Source organism: Methanosarcina vacuolata Z-761 (genome assembly GCF_000969905.1).
In the GTDB taxonomy this organism is placed as follows: Archaea; Halobacteriota; Methanosarcinia; order Methanosarcinales; family Methanosarcinaceae; genus Methanosarcina; species Methanosarcina vacuolata.
Map to the genome: position 1 here is coordinate 3,837,839 of NZ_CP009520.1, position 16,682 is coordinate 3,854,520.

Consider the following 16,682-nt stretch of genomic DNA (forward strand, 5'->3'; position numbering starts at 1 on the left):
TTTTACAATCTGTGTAGTTGAGGTTTGAATTTATTTCCCATGCTGTCGGACACTTTTATTATTTAGAAAGCTATTTTAACGACAAACAGTAATTTCTATTTTATATGCAAAACGAAGCAAGGCTTCTTCATATTACCGGTACTGTTCAGGGGGTAGGTTTTCGCCCTTTTATATATCAGCTTGCAAAAGCCCATAGGCTTTTTGGGTACGTGAAAAATCTCGGAAACTATGTGGAAATCCTCATAGAGGGAAATAAGGAAAGCCTTGATAATTTCATAAAAGAACTCCCGGAAAAAAAACCTCCTCTGGCTAAAGTTAAGGAATTAAAAACAAAAAATGTCCCTTTTTCCGGGTATTCAAAATTTATTATCGTGCCCAGTGAATCCGGGGTTTTTGAAAATTCCATAATTCCTCCTGATACGGCTATTTGCGAACAGTGCAGGTCTGAGATGTTTGATCCTTCTTCCAGGTATTTCCATTACCCATTTACAGTCTGCACAAACTGCGGGCCCAGATATACAACCGTCCGAACCCTTCCTTATGACCGGGAAAATACCACGATGGTAGATTTTCCTCTTTGCCCGGAATGTGAAACCGAATATACCGACCCTCTCAACCGAAGATATCATGCCCAGCCTGTCTGCTGCCCAAAATGCGGGCCCGAAATCTGGCTTTCGGACCCCGAAGGAAATGTCCTGGTAAAAGGTTATGAAGCAATTGCACATGCTTCGGATCTCCTTCAACAGGGCTCAATTCTTGCTGTAAAAGGATTTGGGGGTTTTCATATAGCCTGCAATGCGAGAAAGGAGGAGCCTGTAAACGAGCTTAGAAGACGGTTAAGGCGCCCGGAACAACCTTTTGCGGTCATGGCAAAAACTGCTGCAGTTACGGAAACCTTTGCAGAACTTGAAGGTGCAGGCAGGGAATATTTAACTTCTTACCGCCGGCCTATTACCGTGCTCCCCAAGTCAAAGGAATCAAACCTGGCAGAATCAGTTACTTCTGGCCTGCACAATATAGGGGTTATGCTTCCCTATACAGGCACTCAGAATCTGCTTTTTGATCTCGTGCCTGATGCAGTATACGTTATGACCTCGGCAAACCTTCCAGGAAGGCCCATGGTCGTTGAGAATAAAGAGGCGCTTGAGAAACTTAAAGGGATTGTCGATTATTATCTGCTGCACAACAGGGTTATCGCAAACCGGAATGATGATACGGTTATCAGGGTTGTAAATGAAAGGGCGGCCTTTATTCGCCGTTCCCGTGGTTTTGTGCCTGAGCCCGTAGAATTGCCTTTCGAAATCCAGGCTTCTGTAGGCGTGGGGGCTGAAATGAATTCTACGGTTACTGTAGCAAAAGGAAAACTTGCCTATGTTTCTCAGTATATAGGAAATACCAGTCATGTAGAAACCTTCAGGTACCACTCCGAAGTTGTCAGGCATCTGATCCAACTTACCGGAATCGAGCCCCTTTACTGGGGCTGTGACCTTCATCCTGCATTTAACACAACACGTTTCGCGCTAAAGATGGGAGGGGAGGACACTCTTCAGGTTCAGCATCATCACGCTCACATGTTAGCGCTTATGGCTGATAACTCTCTTCCCCTGGATTCCCGAATTCTCGGAATCGCGCTTGACGGCGTAGGATATGGCACTGACGGTACAGTATGGGGAGGGGAACTCTTTGAATCCTCTTACTTTGGATACGAACGTATTGGGCACTTACTCCCTCAACCAATGCCAGGTGGAGACCTTGCCTCGAGGATACCTTCAAGAATGGTTCTGGGGATTCTTTTTGAGAAGCTTGGGAGAGCAGAATTGGAAAAACTTCCCCTTTCTTTTCCGAAAGGAGCTATGGAGTTTTCAACTGTGATGAAACAGCTTGAAACCGGGATAAATATTGCTCAAAGCAGCAGCACAGGACGAGTACTGGATGCAGCAGCTGCCCTGCTCGGGATCTGCAAGATGAGAACCTATGACGGGGAGCCATCAATGAAACTCGAATCTGCCGCAACAAAGAGTACCCATTTCGTAGATCTTCCCATAATATTCAGGAAAGATCAATTCTCCGGAGTTCCTCTGCTTGACACCACCGAGCTTCTTCTGGGAGTATATGAACTTTCCGGAAAGTATTCCCCTGCTGATCTTGCTTTTGCGGTTGAGGAAAACCTTGCAAAGGGAATTTCGGAACTTGCCATATCTCTTGCCGCAAAAAGAGGGCTTGAGAAGATAGGCTTTAGTGGAGGAGTTGCCTATAACAATCATATCACTTCGTGCATTGCAAGAACTGTTACAGAAGCAGGTTTTGAATTCCTGGCTCACCGCCAGGTTCCCTGTGGAGACGGATGCATCTCATTCGGGCAAGCTCTTGCGGCAGGGTTGAGCATAAATCCTGAGAATAAATTTTAAAAACTTTTCTGTCCGTCGGGCAGGCTATTTCTTATAAAATATGATTATATCTCCTCTTAAACGATGGGATTTAGTAAGATTTCGGCATTCTCTTACGCATTTACTTTTTTTTCGAAAAATTTGAGTATTCATAATACAATTGTACGGAAATTTGATTAGAAAGACTAAAATACAAAATTAAATAAATGATACATACTTAGTAGAAAAGGGAGCATAAATGGGGCTAGGTAGTGTACGCATCAGAGTTGTAACAAACAGGGATGAGATTTCCAGCCTGGAAGCCGAGGAGAAGGCAGTACATCTTGCTTTTAGACCTTCGGACCGAGACCTTTTCAGTCTGGTTAAGGCATGTCCTGAGATTGAGTTACTTCAGCTTCCCGCGTCTTCCTACGAAGGACTCTCTAAATTTATCAAGATGTATCTTTCTTCTTCAGGTATTCATCTGGTAAAAGGGGATGTCAGCGGGCACTGGCATGATCTTAACAATTACTTTGTAATACCCGCTTATGTGCTTGAAAAAATAAATGAACTTAAAGTCCAGGGAAGATCTGAAGAAGAAATAATATGTGAGATTACACATATAAGAAAAATTAGCCCTGATATGATTCTTCACTTACTTCACAGCTCTTTTCTGACATCAGGCCCTGAGCGGCCGCGAATGAACAAAGTTTAAATAGAAGAATTCTGGCTTTTCTTCAGTGGGTTTACAGGCGTTTCCACCACTTTTTTGAGGCTTTTTGTTCTTCTATCTGCCTTAACCCCTCGGATGCTAGTTTTTGCTGCATTTTATATTTCCGGTTTTCCTCACTAACCCTCGAAAAAGCTTCTTCTTTACTTGCAAGGGTTCCTTTTAACTGTTTTATAAACTCTTCTTTTTCTCTGAGCTGAATTGCCAGTTTTTCTTCTCCTTCAAAGGCCGAGAGCTGTTTCTCAAGTTTTTTTACTTTTTCTTCTGCTGTTGTAAGCATAGTTTCCATAGTGCTTATTTTTCTTTCTTTCAAGGTAAGTTTCTCTTCAATTTTTTTCATCTCTTCAACCCTTGTAATAACCTCTTCAGCCAGGGTCTTAAGATCTTTATCTTTTATGGAAATGCTTTCCTCGAGTTTTTCAATCTCTCTTTCTTTCGCTGAAAGTTTCTCTGTAAGGATCTTTACGTTTTCTACTTTTTCCCGGAGTTCCTTAGTAAGACCTTCAATCTCATCTTCTTTTTCTGTAATTCTGGACTCAAGGTGTTTTTCGTCTTCACTTTTTTCCGTAAACTTTTCCTGAAGGGCTTGCAGTTCCGAATCCTTCTCAAGGAGAAGTTTTTCACGTGCTTCAATTTCTGTTCTCAGACTGCCGATTTCTTCTTCCCTGTCTATAACCTGTTCGTCAAGCTCTTTTATTTTCTGGCTTTTTTCCTTAAGTTCGGCTTCCAGGTCTCTCGTTTCTATCGGCTTGCTGTCAGGCTGAGTATAAACAGTATTTATTTCTGAGCTCTCTTTGTCCTCTTCTACAATAAAAGCTGGAGACATTTCATTTTCACTCTCAGAAGTATGCAGCTCTTTTTCCTCGGAAAGGAGCACGATCTGTCCCCGGGTGTTTTCACAAATTTCAGCCCAGGCAAGGATGGAAGCTACAGGGACAGTTCTCTTAAGTACGAGATCGCCTATCCTGCAGCCGTAAACTTTACTGGCAATGTAACCTTCCAGGGTATCAAGACCAAGATTTTGATCCCCCAACCTTGAGTTTGTTGCGTTTCCTTTCTTTACTTTCCCGCCATTTTCCTTTATACAATTGACAGCTTCGGTAAAGATTTCCCAGGGGAGAAATGGTTCTTTTTTCAGGTTGTCAACATAGACTCCATCCATTTCGGATCGGGCTTCAAAGAATTTTTTCCCGCTCATCAGCGGAATCTTTGCCGGATTTCCTTTCTTATCGAATTGACTCTTTATTTTTGAGATAACAGGATCTTCCATGCATGAGCCTCTTCAAATGATATCTGAAGTATATTGAACATGGCATTTTATAAAAGTTGTGTGATTTTGCCGGGAACCTGGATTAATTTAATTTCATAAACGTTTAAAATATATTAAAATTGCCCTGACCTGACGAAAATGAAATTATCTCCAACAAAATTCGGGATTTTTTATGGATTTTGTTCTTGAGGCAGCCACAAAATTTCTCAAATATTTCTTTAAGTTTTTCTAAAAACACTGTTACACATATTGATTTTTATTATTTAGATGGAGTTTTTGCAAAAACGCCTGATAAAACACAAATAAAAATATCTTTTAAATGAGTTCAGTAATTATAGAAAAATATTTAATGAAGAATTTTTTACTATCAAGTGAAAAAATAGATACATCTGGAGGTTAAACTTTGAAAATAAGGGTTGTGAGTTCAAGAGAAGAAATCTTTACACTGAATCCAAATGAGAGAATAGTACATCTGGCTTTTAGGCCTTCAAACAAGGATATATTTTCATTGGTTGAGAACTGTCCAAAGATTGAAGTTATACAGCTTCCTAAATCTTACAGGCGTACAGTCTCAAAATCCATAGAAATGTTCCTTGAAATGCAGCGTATCCAGCTTATCGAAGGCGATGTCTGGGGCCACAGGAAGGACATAAACGAGTATTATCGTATTCCTTCATCAATAATTGAGGAAATCAGAGAGCTGAAAACTGAAGGTAAATCTACTGAAGCCATCGAGGAAAAGGTCTCAAGAGAAAGCAAACTTAATCCTGAGATGGTTGCTTACATCCTTAGAAAAGATGTTACAGCCTGAGAGGCTGAAGCAGTAGCTTTAACTTCTCCTCATTTTTCTTTCTTTTTTATATTTTGTTTACTATTGTTTTACGATTTGTATTCTTTTTATAAGCTCATTATTTCTTCAAAATATGCTTTTTTTATAATTTGAGGCTCTTATAATTATGATCTTTTTTACTTTTTTACTTCCCAAACATATTTAATTTTATTATTCCATAACTTTTAATACTTATAAAATTTTATTTTCTTTTTATTTGTTATACTCTTCTATTTTATCTAACAGTGCTTTCGAATCTTTTGTAGACCTTAATGGTATAACTTATTTAATAGAAAAAGCGTAATTTTCTGCTGAATTAGCAAGTTCTCATTGGTGTTTTTGATTAATGCAAATAGTTCCAGTGCCGAGACAAACTAAATTTCTTTTGAATAAGCGAAAGGAAAAATTCTCATGAACATTTTCTCAATTATAGAGACTTTTTAATATCTTCTGAGATCCTCAATTTGATAGTGATTCTACTGGCAGTTGACAGCCATCATTCAAAAACCAGAAAATAATGAAAAGTCTCTAAAATATACAGAACTTTATGCCATAGCATATGAAAATGGATTGACATTACAAGATGCGGTCTTGATTGAAACTCATCTTATCCATAGGGAATGGAGAAGATACGAATAAATTTATGAGTCTGATTATTGGATCTTTCCGAATTTCAGATTCTTCTAAAATTGTTGGTTGCCTACTAAACAGCTAATATTTGGGATATTTTTTTTCTACAATCCGAGTTGAAATTTCATTTTTTGCTTGAAACCGATGGATTCCAGTTATACGGGGGTGGGATCAGGGACAAAGGATGCTATCAAGCTTTCCCTGAAAAACAAACATGATATTCTTTGAATAACATGCACAACCAATGAAAATGCTTGCGGATGGCAGCATTTTCATGCTAAATATAAATTGATCAATTTTCATCATCAATTTTCTGCAATATTGAAATATACTCATTTTCTATATTTTCCCATGAGTAATTTTGCAAAACGAACTCCATCCCATTTTTACCCATAGCATTCCTCATATCATCACTTGCCAGGAGAATGTCCAGGCACGCCTTAAATTCCTCATAGTTTTCATAGTACAGGCCGGCATTGCCTCTGATACATTGACCTTTTAACACGTCACACTTCCCATTTACAAGTACAGGAGTTTTACAGAGCCAGGATTCCAGCAGGACCATGGACAAACTTTCGTACTTTGAGGGCATTACTAACAGTTTTGCCGCTTTGATTCCTTCAAACTTGTCCTGCTCAGAGACAAAACCTAAGGAAAGGATATCAGGGTTTTGAGGGATCTCCATAGTTTGTTTTCCCAGCAATACGAGTTTAACAGAAGATTTCTTTTCCTTATTATATCGAAGAAAATACTCAAATAGTTCATGGCAACCTTTAGACTCGTCTACTCTGCCGACAAAGATAATGAAATTATCCAGGTTATATTTTCGGGCAAACAAAGCTGCAGTAGTTCTATCCGGAATATCTATACCTACACCCACAACATCAGAAGGTATATTAGAAACTCTGAATTTTGAAGTGACAAAATTCTTCTCTTCTTCGGTATTAAAAATAAACCGGCTGGGGGATTTGAAGAGCGAATCAAATATCGACAAATAGATCGGAGGTTCGTCATGTGCCGTAGGAACAAGCAGAGCTTTTTCTTTCACCTGTGGGAGGCCGAAAAAGGTAGTACAGTAAAGATAGGTAAAAAAGATAAAGCAAGTATAATCATCTTTAGCATTTTTTATATAATTTAAAAGATGGGTTGAGTACGGGCCCTGCATTTTCATCCATTTAATTTCATCTTCGTAGGTGTGAGTATCCCCAAAAATTTTCTCCGAGAATTTATTAAATGCCAGTAAATCTCTTTCATAATCAACACGAAATCTCCTGACCCGCACTCCATTTAAGGTTTCGATCCCTGCAGGGTATTCATTCTTCCAGGTTGTGTAATCTACTGCACAGGTAGTTAACACTTCTACCTTAAAGTATTTTGATAAATGTTCAGCAACGAGCCTGCAGTGGAATTCGGCACCTCCGTTAACTTCCAGGCCATATCGCTGGACGACTAAGGCGATTTTCATTCGATCACCTTTTGAATATACTCTTTTAGTAAATTTTCCATAGTCGGTCTTTCAAAATATTTTAGTCTTTCTCTTTGTTTCCGGATGATTTTATTTCTGAAAACTTCATCCTGTACTACAAGATTAATCATTTCTGCAATCTCATCACTTTTAAGTTTGTTAATCAGAATTCCCGAGTTTCCGAGAGTATCCGGGATTGCAGTACAATTATAAGCAAGAATAGGCGTGTCAAAGTACATGCTCTCAACAAGAGGAACACAAAAGGTTTCCCATTCGCTCACGCACAGGAACACATCAGCCAGTTTATAGTAAGAAATTAGATCATCCATTGAGACTTTGCCAGGAATATAAACGTCTTTTAACTTTAGCTTCCGAATGATCTCCTGCAATTGATCAAGATAACTTTCGCAACCTTCATAATTCCCTATCAAAAACAAACGCGATTTTGGATTTATAAGCTTATAATATGAGAAAATTTTGAGAATAAGATGCTGATTCTTTTGAGGAATAATTCTTCCAACAAAAAGAAGATTCACGTAATCATCATCAAATCTCGACAAGATACTTTTATTCGGACTCTTATTGTAAATATTGAGGTCCAGTAAAAGTGGAAAAATCTCAGTATTTTTAAATCCCAGGTTATTCAACTCTAGCTGGGTATATCGAGAATTTGCCAGTGCCAGGTTTGTTATCTCTGGGTATGAATTGAGCTCTTCTCTTCCCCATGCCAGTAAATACTGGATGTAATTATTTATTCCATAAAGATATTTTTCGGGCACAATCCCATGAAACCTTATTATTTTCTTGTCTGGCAACGTTCTTACATAATGAGATACATTGGAGCCTATTGAGAAATGAAATATTAACACGTTGTCTTTTGAAGAGACTTTGTTATATTCAAGATGTCTTTTAGCATCCATTTCGGGGTGGATATTTTCAGCGTATATATTTGAGTTATAACCCCATTTTTTAAGAGTTTTGTTAATCTCAATAACCTCATTGCCTATTGCATCACCAGGACTAAAGGTTGGCAATATTTGATGAATTTCCATATTCAAGCCTCTTCAAGAAACCGTACATATTTTTCAACAATCCGGTCCCAGTTAAAATCCTCATCTACATATTTCTTCCCATTTATAGACGTTTTTCTTCTTAAATGAGGGTTCTGTAAGTAATAATTAATGCATCCTTCAAATTCCTCATAATTCTCAAAATACAATCCATATCTACTTTAATACTTTTGAACTTTCGCTACACTGCCGTTACAGTACATCCTAATGAACCAGAAATGGGATAAGATATAACCACAATTCGAGGATCACTATTGAAAAACTTTCATTTACTGAAGGTTGACAAAGAAGACTTGTAGCAGCAAATGCATCATATTTATCCTGTTTCTGAACAAAACCCATCAAGTATTTCTTTTTTAAACTTTTACGGGATAATGATCTCTCTGCTTCTATCAAGACGAGCTTAAGCTCATTCTGATTCTCGTTCACGTTCATGGAGATGCCAATTGTCGTCTATGAGTGAGAAGCCGCTAAATCTTTAGTTTAGCAGTGTTCACTTTTTCCCGATTATTGCATAATCCTGGGCCCCATATAAGGCTTCGTTTATCATGTCTATGTTCTGGTTAGAGATCTCAATCATTGATTTATTCTGGTCCGTGTCCTCGAGACTCGGAAGCTTTTTCAATTTCATATCAGGAGGTATAGGGGATGAAAATTTCGTTTCGATATCACGGAAACCTGCGGTACTAACCAAAAATTTTAGAGTTTCCGGATGCACAGGTTTTACGTGGGAGAGGTCTACATAAAAGTTCGCGAAAGAGAACAAGGAGAGAGGGTTAACGGTCTCGAGAATTATGTAAAAACCGTATTTCATTTTTTTATTGCAAAGGTTCAACATATTAACAAGATACCTGGGATTGAGGTGTTCAACCACCTGACTTATGAAAATTCCATCGAGGCTTTTATCCTTGATTTCTTCAAGAGCTTTTATGGCATCTTTTAGTTCGACATTTAGACCCTTAGATTTACAGAAGTTTATCATATCCTCATCGACATCAATTCCTCTAGCATTGATGTTTTGCTGTTTTGCCAGTTCCAGAAACTCTCCCCGTCCACACCCAATATCAAGCACATTGGTGCAATTCTCAAAATAGCCTATAAAGTTTTTATGATGCTGCAAAATATTTTCTCTCGAACCGCGGAACCTTTCTTCAAACACATAATAGTTAAGCTGAGGGTCAGTGTTTACAGAGGCAGTAACCGGAGTATTAGTGTTTCCAGAGGCAGTAATCTGGGTGTTAGCCTTTCCGGATGAATTATTCTGAGCGTTAGCCTTTCCGAAGGAATTATTCTGGGCATTAGTTCTTCCAGAAGAATTAATCTGGGCATTAGTCTTTCCAGGGGCATTTGTCTGGGTGTTAGCCTTTCCAGAGGTATCTGTTTCCTGGTTTCCGAGTCCTTTCTGTATTTTGGACTCAAGTACTCTGTTAAGCCAGGCTTTGTTTTCAAGGTCCAGATTAACAGTAGAAACTATAGATTCGACTTCTTTCTTTATACTGCCGACAACTTCAGATTTTAACTTTTCAGTTTCACTACTTAATTGCTCAACCTTGGATTTTAGTAGTTTGTTTTCGTCCTCAAGTTGTTCAATTTCTAATTTTAACTTTTCTACTTTATTAGAGCAGGAGTCTGCTGTTTCCTTTGCATCACTGAGAACTCCGGCAAGGTTATAATTAAGTTGGCTTTGCTTCTGGAATACGGGATCGACATAACGTCTGATTTCTCCGTGCACTAATTTTCGACCTTTTGTCAAAAATGTGCCAAAAAATGGACGATGAGAACTGATAGAATAGTTGTCGTTACGAATATCATAATCCGAATTAATTACTTCGGATTCCTGGGGACATCTTACATTTGAGGAGGCCTCTGAAAATACATGTTCTACTTCTTCGATATTTTTTGGATCGTCTTTTTCTTTTCTTTCCCTTATGTTCTCACGAATTTTTTCCATAATCTCTTCAACATTTATTTCATCGTCTTTAATCTCGAACGTATTCACTTTTGATTCCTCTGACCTGCATTCATCCGGGTTTTGCTCAACTTTTGCACTAATGTTAAGTAAAGGCTTATTAGTAATTTCCTGAAGCCAGAAACAGCCTTCTTGCACGAGGTCAATTTGCAACTTATATTCCCCATGCTCTTGAGGAGCGACGATATCTACTTGAAGATCCCGCTGTTCATTAGGATTTAAAGCAGGCAGTATTTCAGTCCTGAGTCCGTCAAAAACTTCATATGTACCGTCAGTTTTCAGCCAGTGATACGAGATATTCACAGGACAAGGAGGTAGAGATACAAGCCGCTCTTTTCCGTTATTCTTAAGAGTTATATGCAACTTGAATTTTTTATTTGAAAAAGTATTAATTGAATCTTTTTCCGACAGAGCTTCTATATTTACTCCATTGCGGTCAAGTTTTCTGGGAGATAATAATTGAACAATCCTGTCCCTGTCTAGATCTTCAAAAGAGCTTACAGCAAGGATAGTTCTGGCATTATTGTACTCTTCCGAACTAAAAGAGTGAGTGAGCGAGCCTGCTAAATCTTGAGAATCGTTTACCCATGTAAGTATATGTGAAAAATATTTATTTAAATTAAGGAACAGGCTTTGAGGAGTTTGCTCATTGATATGTCTCAGATCTTCATAAAACGTCCTGGGATTTTCAGGAATATAAAGTCCGATTGACTTTGCGATTTTTCGCTTTTCCTCGTAAGTATATTGGTAGTACAACTTATTGGGATAAATGTACGTAATAAATAAACCGTCTTCTTTAAGGAGTTCTGCGATTTTTAGAATAACTAATTCAAGTTTATCTTTTGGAACGCGCTCAATCAGATCTGTTGCAATAATTCTATCATATTTTTTATTAAACTTATGATTTAAAAAATTGTCTTGAATAAATTCCAGATTCTTCATCGAGGTATTGGCTAAATATTTGGCTTTAGCTGTCTTAATCGCTGAAGAAGAATCGTCAATTCCGGTCACATGAGCTCCGGATTTTGATAAGGTATAGGAGATCTCCCCTCGACCACAACCCACCTCCAGTATATTCATGTCTTTATTCGGATTAGCAAGACAGGATATGGAAATTAAACGAGAATCTTCAAATTCTCTACCCTTATACCTTTTATAAGAGTCAATAATATCTTCTAAATTTGAATTTTCCTTGCTCAGGCCGTCTACAAACATATGCTTAGCCGAGCTTTTGGTTTTAATCAGCAGTTCACCTGCATAGGAAGGTATTGTTACAGCAAATTCGATAAAGTCTTTATATTTATTTAGAAAATACGTTGCACTCAATAAATGTTCATCAGATTTGAAATAACCGTCAACAAGAATCCATTTACTTTTTTCCAGTGCAAGTTTTAAATCATGGAATATACCGTCTCCGTCCTGATGATCATCAATATGAATAAGGTCATAGAAATCTCCAGGTAATGTAGTCATTGACTGACTATTGGCCAGCAAAAATTCTGCCTTGTAATTTTGTGTGATTCTTTTGGCCCAGTTACCTTCCCCTTTGTTTTCTCCAAAAGTTTCCGAATCGTTGTCTATCCCCAAATAAGTTGCATTTTCTGAAGCCTTAAGAAAAGTTATCGCACTATAACCGTACCGGACCCCGATTTCCAGTATAGACGTTGGACGGATCATTTTTGCAATTGCATATTTCATGCGATAATAATCAATCCACTCATTGAATAGATCTGATAATTTATCCCCAGGAAATGCATAATTCCTGAAATCGTAGTTAGTACGGTTATAAGTAGAGATTAACTCATCCAGCATACTCCGTTCTCCACAAAGCAATTTATTAACACAAGCGATTAACAGTTTATATGATTATTTTTCATAATAAGTACTGGTGTCATGGCAAGTTAATTATTGGGCATAATCCTTGGTACCTTCTCATCAGTTTACAACGATTCAAAGTTTACTAGATGATCAATAACTAAGTTTTCTTGACACTAGTGGACTAACAATTAGTGGACTAACAATTAGTTAGACTAAATAATTAGTGGACTAAATTAGTGGACTAACAATTAGTGGACTAACAATTAGTGGACTAACAATTAGTGGACTAAATTAGTGGACTAAATTAGTGGGTTAAATTAGTGGGTTAAATTAGTGGACTAAATTAGTGGACTAAATTAGTGGACTAACAATTAGTGGACTAAATTAGTGGACTAACAATTAGTGGACTAACAATTAGTGGGCTAAATTAGTGGGTTAAATTAGTGGACTAAGTTAGTGGACTAACAATTTGATTTAGTTTGGATATATTATAAGTGAATAATAGTAGACTAACAATTTGATTTAGTTTGGATATTTTATAAGTGAATAATAGTAGAATAATAACTTGATTTAGATTGAATATTTCATATAAGTAATAGTTGAATAATAATTTGATTCTTTTAATACATCACACTTTCCATTTTAGTTCAAGAAAGCATTCTTAAAAATTTCAATATAAAGAGACCTATAGGAATGCCTGTTAATAAGCCTTCCAAAGTAACAGATGATGCAATGTATGATACAGCTAAAATTAATAAATATAACAGGGGAAGAAAGATAAAGTCCAATATGGCAGTAAATAAAAAAATTGGAAGATACAGTACAGATTTAATCTCCTTTTAGACACAGTTATCTTTGAAAAACTGCATATATCAAATGCCATTTGGATGAAATAAATGAAAGAGTTGAAAAATCCAGAAAACAAACATGATATTCTTTGAATAATATATACAACCAATGAAAATGCTTGCGGATGGCTGCATTTTCATGTCAAATTCGTTTTAGAGTTTAGGTAAAATTTCGTATAAGTAGGGTTAAAACATAAGAATCCTGTTTATTAGTAGTAAACATTATTTATATATTTATTTATTGTCGTTTAAAGCTACTCCTCGTATCTCTAATAATTCAGATAATCTATTCAAAGCGTATTTTTTTTCGTTTATCGTAATCTGTAATTTGTTAATCTCGGCTTCTAATTGCGCGATCTCGATTTTTAACTGTAGTATCTGCTCTTTAATAAGATCATTACTTTGCATTATATCGCCCAATAACTATGCATTAACCCCTTAATTCAATAATATTGGTTATGTAAACGCTATTATAAATCGATCCTATGTATAAAATCAATACTATATATAGATCAATGTTATGTATAAATCAATGTGTTTTAACTTTTTGATATTCACTTTATCATACTGCACCGATGTTAACAAACTCTCATTATCCGTTTCTCTGCCTGGGGTTGCTGCAATTCAAAAGTCTTTTTAGTTAATATACTCACAGATAGAACTCTCTGAACAGAAACTGAAACACTTACCTATTAATTTCCAGATTTTCCTATACTGTTCTCTTTATTCCCTTATTCCTTTTAATACCACTTTTAGCAAATGCTAACCGCAGGCTAAGAAATATACCTCCCGACGGATAGATATATGTACTATTCGAAAACAAAATTCACTAAAATATGAATTGAAATGCCTTAATCAAGAGCAGGATACATTATTTTTTAAAATAATCAAAAAGAAAGCTTAATTAAGAAGACACATTGAAGCCGTTTAGCTAAAAATACATTGAAGCCGTTTAGCTAAAAAATACATTGAAGCCTTTTAGCTAAAAAGACATTGGAGCCGTTCAACTAAAAAGACATTGGAGCCGTACTGCAGAAGAAATCACTTGCTTTGAAGTTATTCCATTCAAAAGGCAGATCCAGTGCAACAGGATTGAAAAACCTGCTACATGCCTGACGTATGATGTGAAATGTACGTTCAGTATTGTCAAAGTAAAGGCAATACAAAGATTTAAATAAGATGGATTTACCGTTTTGAAATCCCTGTGACATACGGAGTAAAAAAATGGCATCAGTTGAAACGACTGAAAGGTTGGGATGTAGCCTTGGCTTTTTCTCAACTTTTGCAATCGGCACCGGCACTATGATTGGAGCCGGCATATTCGTACTTCCGGGAATTGCGTTAGCAGATGCAGGTTCTGGAGCAATAATCTCTTTTTTGCTTGGTGGGCTTATTTCAATAGCCACAGCCATCAGCATGTCAGAACTGGCAACCGGAATGCCTCTGGCAGGCGGCAGCTACTACTATATCAGCCGGACGATGGGAGCTGCGCTTGGTGCAGTAATCGGCCTTGGTTCCTGGCTGGCCTTAATCTTCAAAGGCACATTTGCACTCATCGGGCTTGCAGAATACGCTCAGATCTTCTATCCCTTGCCCATATATGTCGTAGCAGCTGCAACCGGCATGATCTTGTTAGTGATTAACTACCGTGGGGCAAAAAGTAGCGGTTCACTGCAGAACTTTATTGTGGTCTTTTTGCTGGTAATTCTGGCTATCTTCATAGCCCGAGTATCTTTTATGGTTAATCCAGCTAACTTTTCACCTGCAACATCTCATGGTATAACCTCGATAATCACGACAGCAGGAGTTATTTTTATATCCTATCTCGGGCTCGCAGAAGCTGCTGCAGTATCCGAGGAAGTAAAAAACCCATCAAAGAACCTGCCCCTGGCATTTATTGCTTCAGCCGTTGTAGTAACCATCTTCTACGTTGGCATAATGGCTGTAGTTGTAGGGTTCCCTAACCTTCAAGGAGCCGAGAAATCGATTACTCCCCTGGCCGATATTGCAGGTCTGATAGCAGGAGAATCCGGGAGAATAGCAATAGCCCTGGGTGCGCTGCTTGCTACACTTTCCACAGCCAACGGCGCTATATTATCGTCTTCCAGGTTTCCTTTTGCAATGAGCAGGGATGCACTTATGCCTGAATGGTTTGTCCTTATCCATCAAAAATTTGAAACTCCCCATAACGCTATACTTGTAACAGGAATATTAATGGTCTTGCTTTTATTCCTGTTCGACATAGAGGAGCTCGCAAGACTGGGGGGAGCTTTTAATATTTTGATATTTATCCTGTTAAATATGGCAGTGATAATCCTCAGAAAAAGAAACCTGCCAGGATACGAACCCACTTTTCGCGACCCGTTTTTCCCCTATACACAAATCTTCGGGATAGTTGGGAGCATAGTACTGCTTCCCCTGCTTGGTGGGTTACCTCTTCTTTTCACCGTAATGATGATTTTTGCTGGAATTGGCTGGTACTCATTCTATGGAAGGGGTAAAGCTATTCCAGAGTACAACTTATTCGACCTGCTGGAGAATACTGTCGAAAAGAAGGAAATAAAACCTGTTCCTCTGGTTAAAGTTCTCGTGCCGATCTCCAACCCGAAACATGAAAGTGCTCTTTTGAAACTGGCAGATTTTATGGGAAGCGAGATAATTTGTCTCCATGTTATCGAGGTTCCGGATCAAACAAACTTAAAATTAGCTCAGGAAGCCTACCATGAGAAAAAAATAGCAATGGACTGCCATTTCAAAGAAGAATTCGAGAGTTATCCTACAATTCTCGGGCATAAAAGAGAATACATTGCTGCGTTTGACCACAGCATATCAAACTCAATTCTGGAGCAGGCTGAAATTGAGCACGCAGATATGATTATTATGGGATGGCACGAGCCAAAGAGATTCGAGTACTCACATGGGGTTACAAACCAGGTTCTTCTGTCCTCAAAAAGACCAATCGCGTTATTAAAGGGGCATCTGCCTGACAGCATCAACAAAATCCTAGTAGGGTATAATGGTAAAGAAAACTCGGTCTATGGCCTCTATCTCGCAGAAAAACTGGCTGTAAACACAGGCGCTGGAATAGAAGTTATCAGTATCATTAGCCCGGATGAAGTTCAGGAAAACAGGCAGAAAATTACTGATGAACTCGAGAGCCTCGTTGAGAAAATAACTTCCATACCTGTTAATTATAAAATACTGGAGAAATATTCCATAGAAGATGCTCTACTGGAGGCCTCAAACAACAACGACCTGATAATCATTGGCGACTCAAGTGAAAGATTTAAGATTTCTTTACTTGGGAATCTATCACAGAGGATTGCCAGACATTCTAAGAAACCTATAGTGATAGTCAAGAAATCAAAACCGATCTCAAAAGAAAGTTTTAATTATCTGGTTAAAAAGCACGCCCATAGAATATATGCAAGTCTCAGGGAAAAAAGGTCGTAATAAACTCAGATAAATCAAACAAGCAGTTTTGAGTTAAATGAATTCCGTTCATATCGTCGCATAAGGTGAAATAAACCGACGAAATTGTTTTGATAACAAAATAGAAGTTTCAGTTGAAATAAGAGTCTTTTGAGACTTTTTATTATTTTCTGGTTTTTTGAAAGATGGCAGTCAACTGTCATCGGAATCAATGTTAAATTTTGAAGGTTCCAGAAGATATTAAAAAGTCTCTTG

The 16,682-nt window shown here is 37.7% G+C and carries 9 protein-coding genes; 5 read left to right on the plus strand and 4 right to left on the minus strand.

Annotated features, from left to right (window positions below):
* Positions 1-104: 104 nt before the first annotated feature.
* Entirely contained in the window at positions 105-2,408 is a 2,304-nt protein-coding gene (gene hypF, locus MSVAZ_RS15800) for a carbamoyltransferase HypF (protein WP_048122525.1), read from the plus strand.
* 217 nt (positions 2,409-2,625) lie between these two features.
* Complete coding sequence (locus tag MSVAZ_RS15805; RefSeq protein ID WP_048122527.1) at positions 2,626-3,081, plus strand: DUF1699 family protein; 456 nt, start codon at positions 2,626-2,628, stop codon at positions 3,079-3,081.
* Between the two features lie 31 nt (positions 3,082-3,112).
* Here MSVAZ_RS15805 and MSVAZ_RS15810 read toward each other — a convergent pair whose 3' ends face one another.
* Positions 3,113-4,366: a coiled-coil domain-containing protein gene (locus MSVAZ_RS15810; RefSeq protein ID WP_048122528.1), complete on the minus strand. Its 1,254-nt coding sequence runs from the start codon at positions 4,364-4,366 to the stop codon at positions 3,113-3,115.
* Positions 4,367-4,769: 403 nt separating this feature from the next.
* On the opposite strand from MSVAZ_RS15810, the gene MSVAZ_RS15815 reads away from it, so the two are divergent.
* Positions 4,770-5,177: a DUF1699 family protein gene (locus MSVAZ_RS15815; protein ID WP_048122531.1), complete on the plus strand. Its 408-nt coding sequence runs from the start codon at positions 4,770-4,772 to the stop codon at positions 5,175-5,177.
* A gap of 940 nt (positions 5,178-6,117) precedes the next feature.
* Here the strand turns inward: MSVAZ_RS15815 and MSVAZ_RS15820 are convergent.
* The 3 genes from MSVAZ_RS15820 to MSVAZ_RS19000 form a co-directional block, all read right to left on the minus strand.
* Positions 6,118-7,290 (minus strand): glycosyltransferase family 4 protein, encoded by a 1,173-nt coding sequence (locus MSVAZ_RS15820; protein ID WP_048122533.1) that lies wholly within the window; start codon positions 7,288-7,290, stop codon positions 6,118-6,120.
* Entirely contained in the window at positions 7,287-8,342 is a 1,056-nt protein-coding gene (locus MSVAZ_RS15825; protein ID WP_048122535.1) for a glycosyltransferase, read from the minus strand. The genes MSVAZ_RS15820 and MSVAZ_RS15825 overlap by 4 nt, the downstream gene beginning before the upstream one ends.
* A 511-nt stretch (positions 8,343-8,853) precedes the next feature.
* On the minus strand, positions 8,854-12,141 hold the full coding sequence (locus tag MSVAZ_RS19000; RefSeq protein ID WP_052728007.1) for a methyltransferase domain-containing protein: 3,288 nt from the start codon (positions 12,139-12,141) through the stop codon (positions 8,854-8,856).
* A gap of 699 nt (positions 12,142-12,840) precedes the next feature.
* On the opposite strand from MSVAZ_RS19000, the gene MSVAZ_RS20590 reads away from it, so the two are divergent.
* Complete coding sequence (locus tag MSVAZ_RS20590; RefSeq protein ID WP_156151119.1) at positions 12,841-12,990, plus strand: hypothetical protein; 150 nt, start codon at positions 12,841-12,843, stop codon at positions 12,988-12,990.
* 1,229 nt (positions 12,991-14,219) lie between these two features.
* Positions 14,220-16,448: an amino acid permease gene (locus tag MSVAZ_RS15845; protein WP_048122539.1), complete on the plus strand. Its 2,229-nt coding sequence runs from the start codon at positions 14,220-14,222 to the stop codon at positions 16,446-16,448.
* Positions 16,449-16,682: the final 234 nt, after the last annotated feature.

Excerpts from the sequence above, each read along its gene's own strand:
- MSVAZ_RS15805 (WP_048122527.1), top strand. The coding sequence starts at position 2,626 with ATGGGGCTAGGTAGTGTACGCATCAGAGTTGTAACAAACAGGGATGAG.
- MSVAZ_RS15825 (WP_048122535.1), bottom strand. The coding sequence starts at position 8,342 with ATGGAAATTCATCAAATATTGCCAACCTTTAGTCCTGGTGATGCAATA.
- MSVAZ_RS15845 (WP_048122539.1), top strand. The coding sequence starts at position 14,220 with ATGGCATCAGTTGAAACGACTGAAAGGTTGGGATGTAGCCTTGGCTTT.
- MSVAZ_RS15820 (WP_048122533.1), bottom strand. The coding sequence starts at position 7,290 with ATGAAAATCGCCTTAGTCGTCCAGCGATATGGCCTGGAAGTTAACGGA.
- MSVAZ_RS19000 (WP_052728007.1), bottom strand. The coding sequence starts at position 12,141 with ATGCTGGATGAGTTAATCTCTACTTATAACCGTACTAACTACGATTTC.
- MSVAZ_RS15810 (WP_048122528.1), bottom strand. The coding sequence starts at position 4,366 with ATGGAAGATCCTGTTATCTCAAAAATAAAGAGTCAATTCGATAAGAAA.
- hypF (WP_048122525.1), top strand. The coding sequence starts at position 105 with ATGCAAAACGAAGCAAGGCTTCTTCATATTACCGGTACTGTTCAGGGG.
- MSVAZ_RS20590 (WP_156151119.1), top strand. The coding sequence starts at position 12,841 with ATGCCTGTTAATAAGCCTTCCAAAGTAACAGATGATGCAATGTATGAT.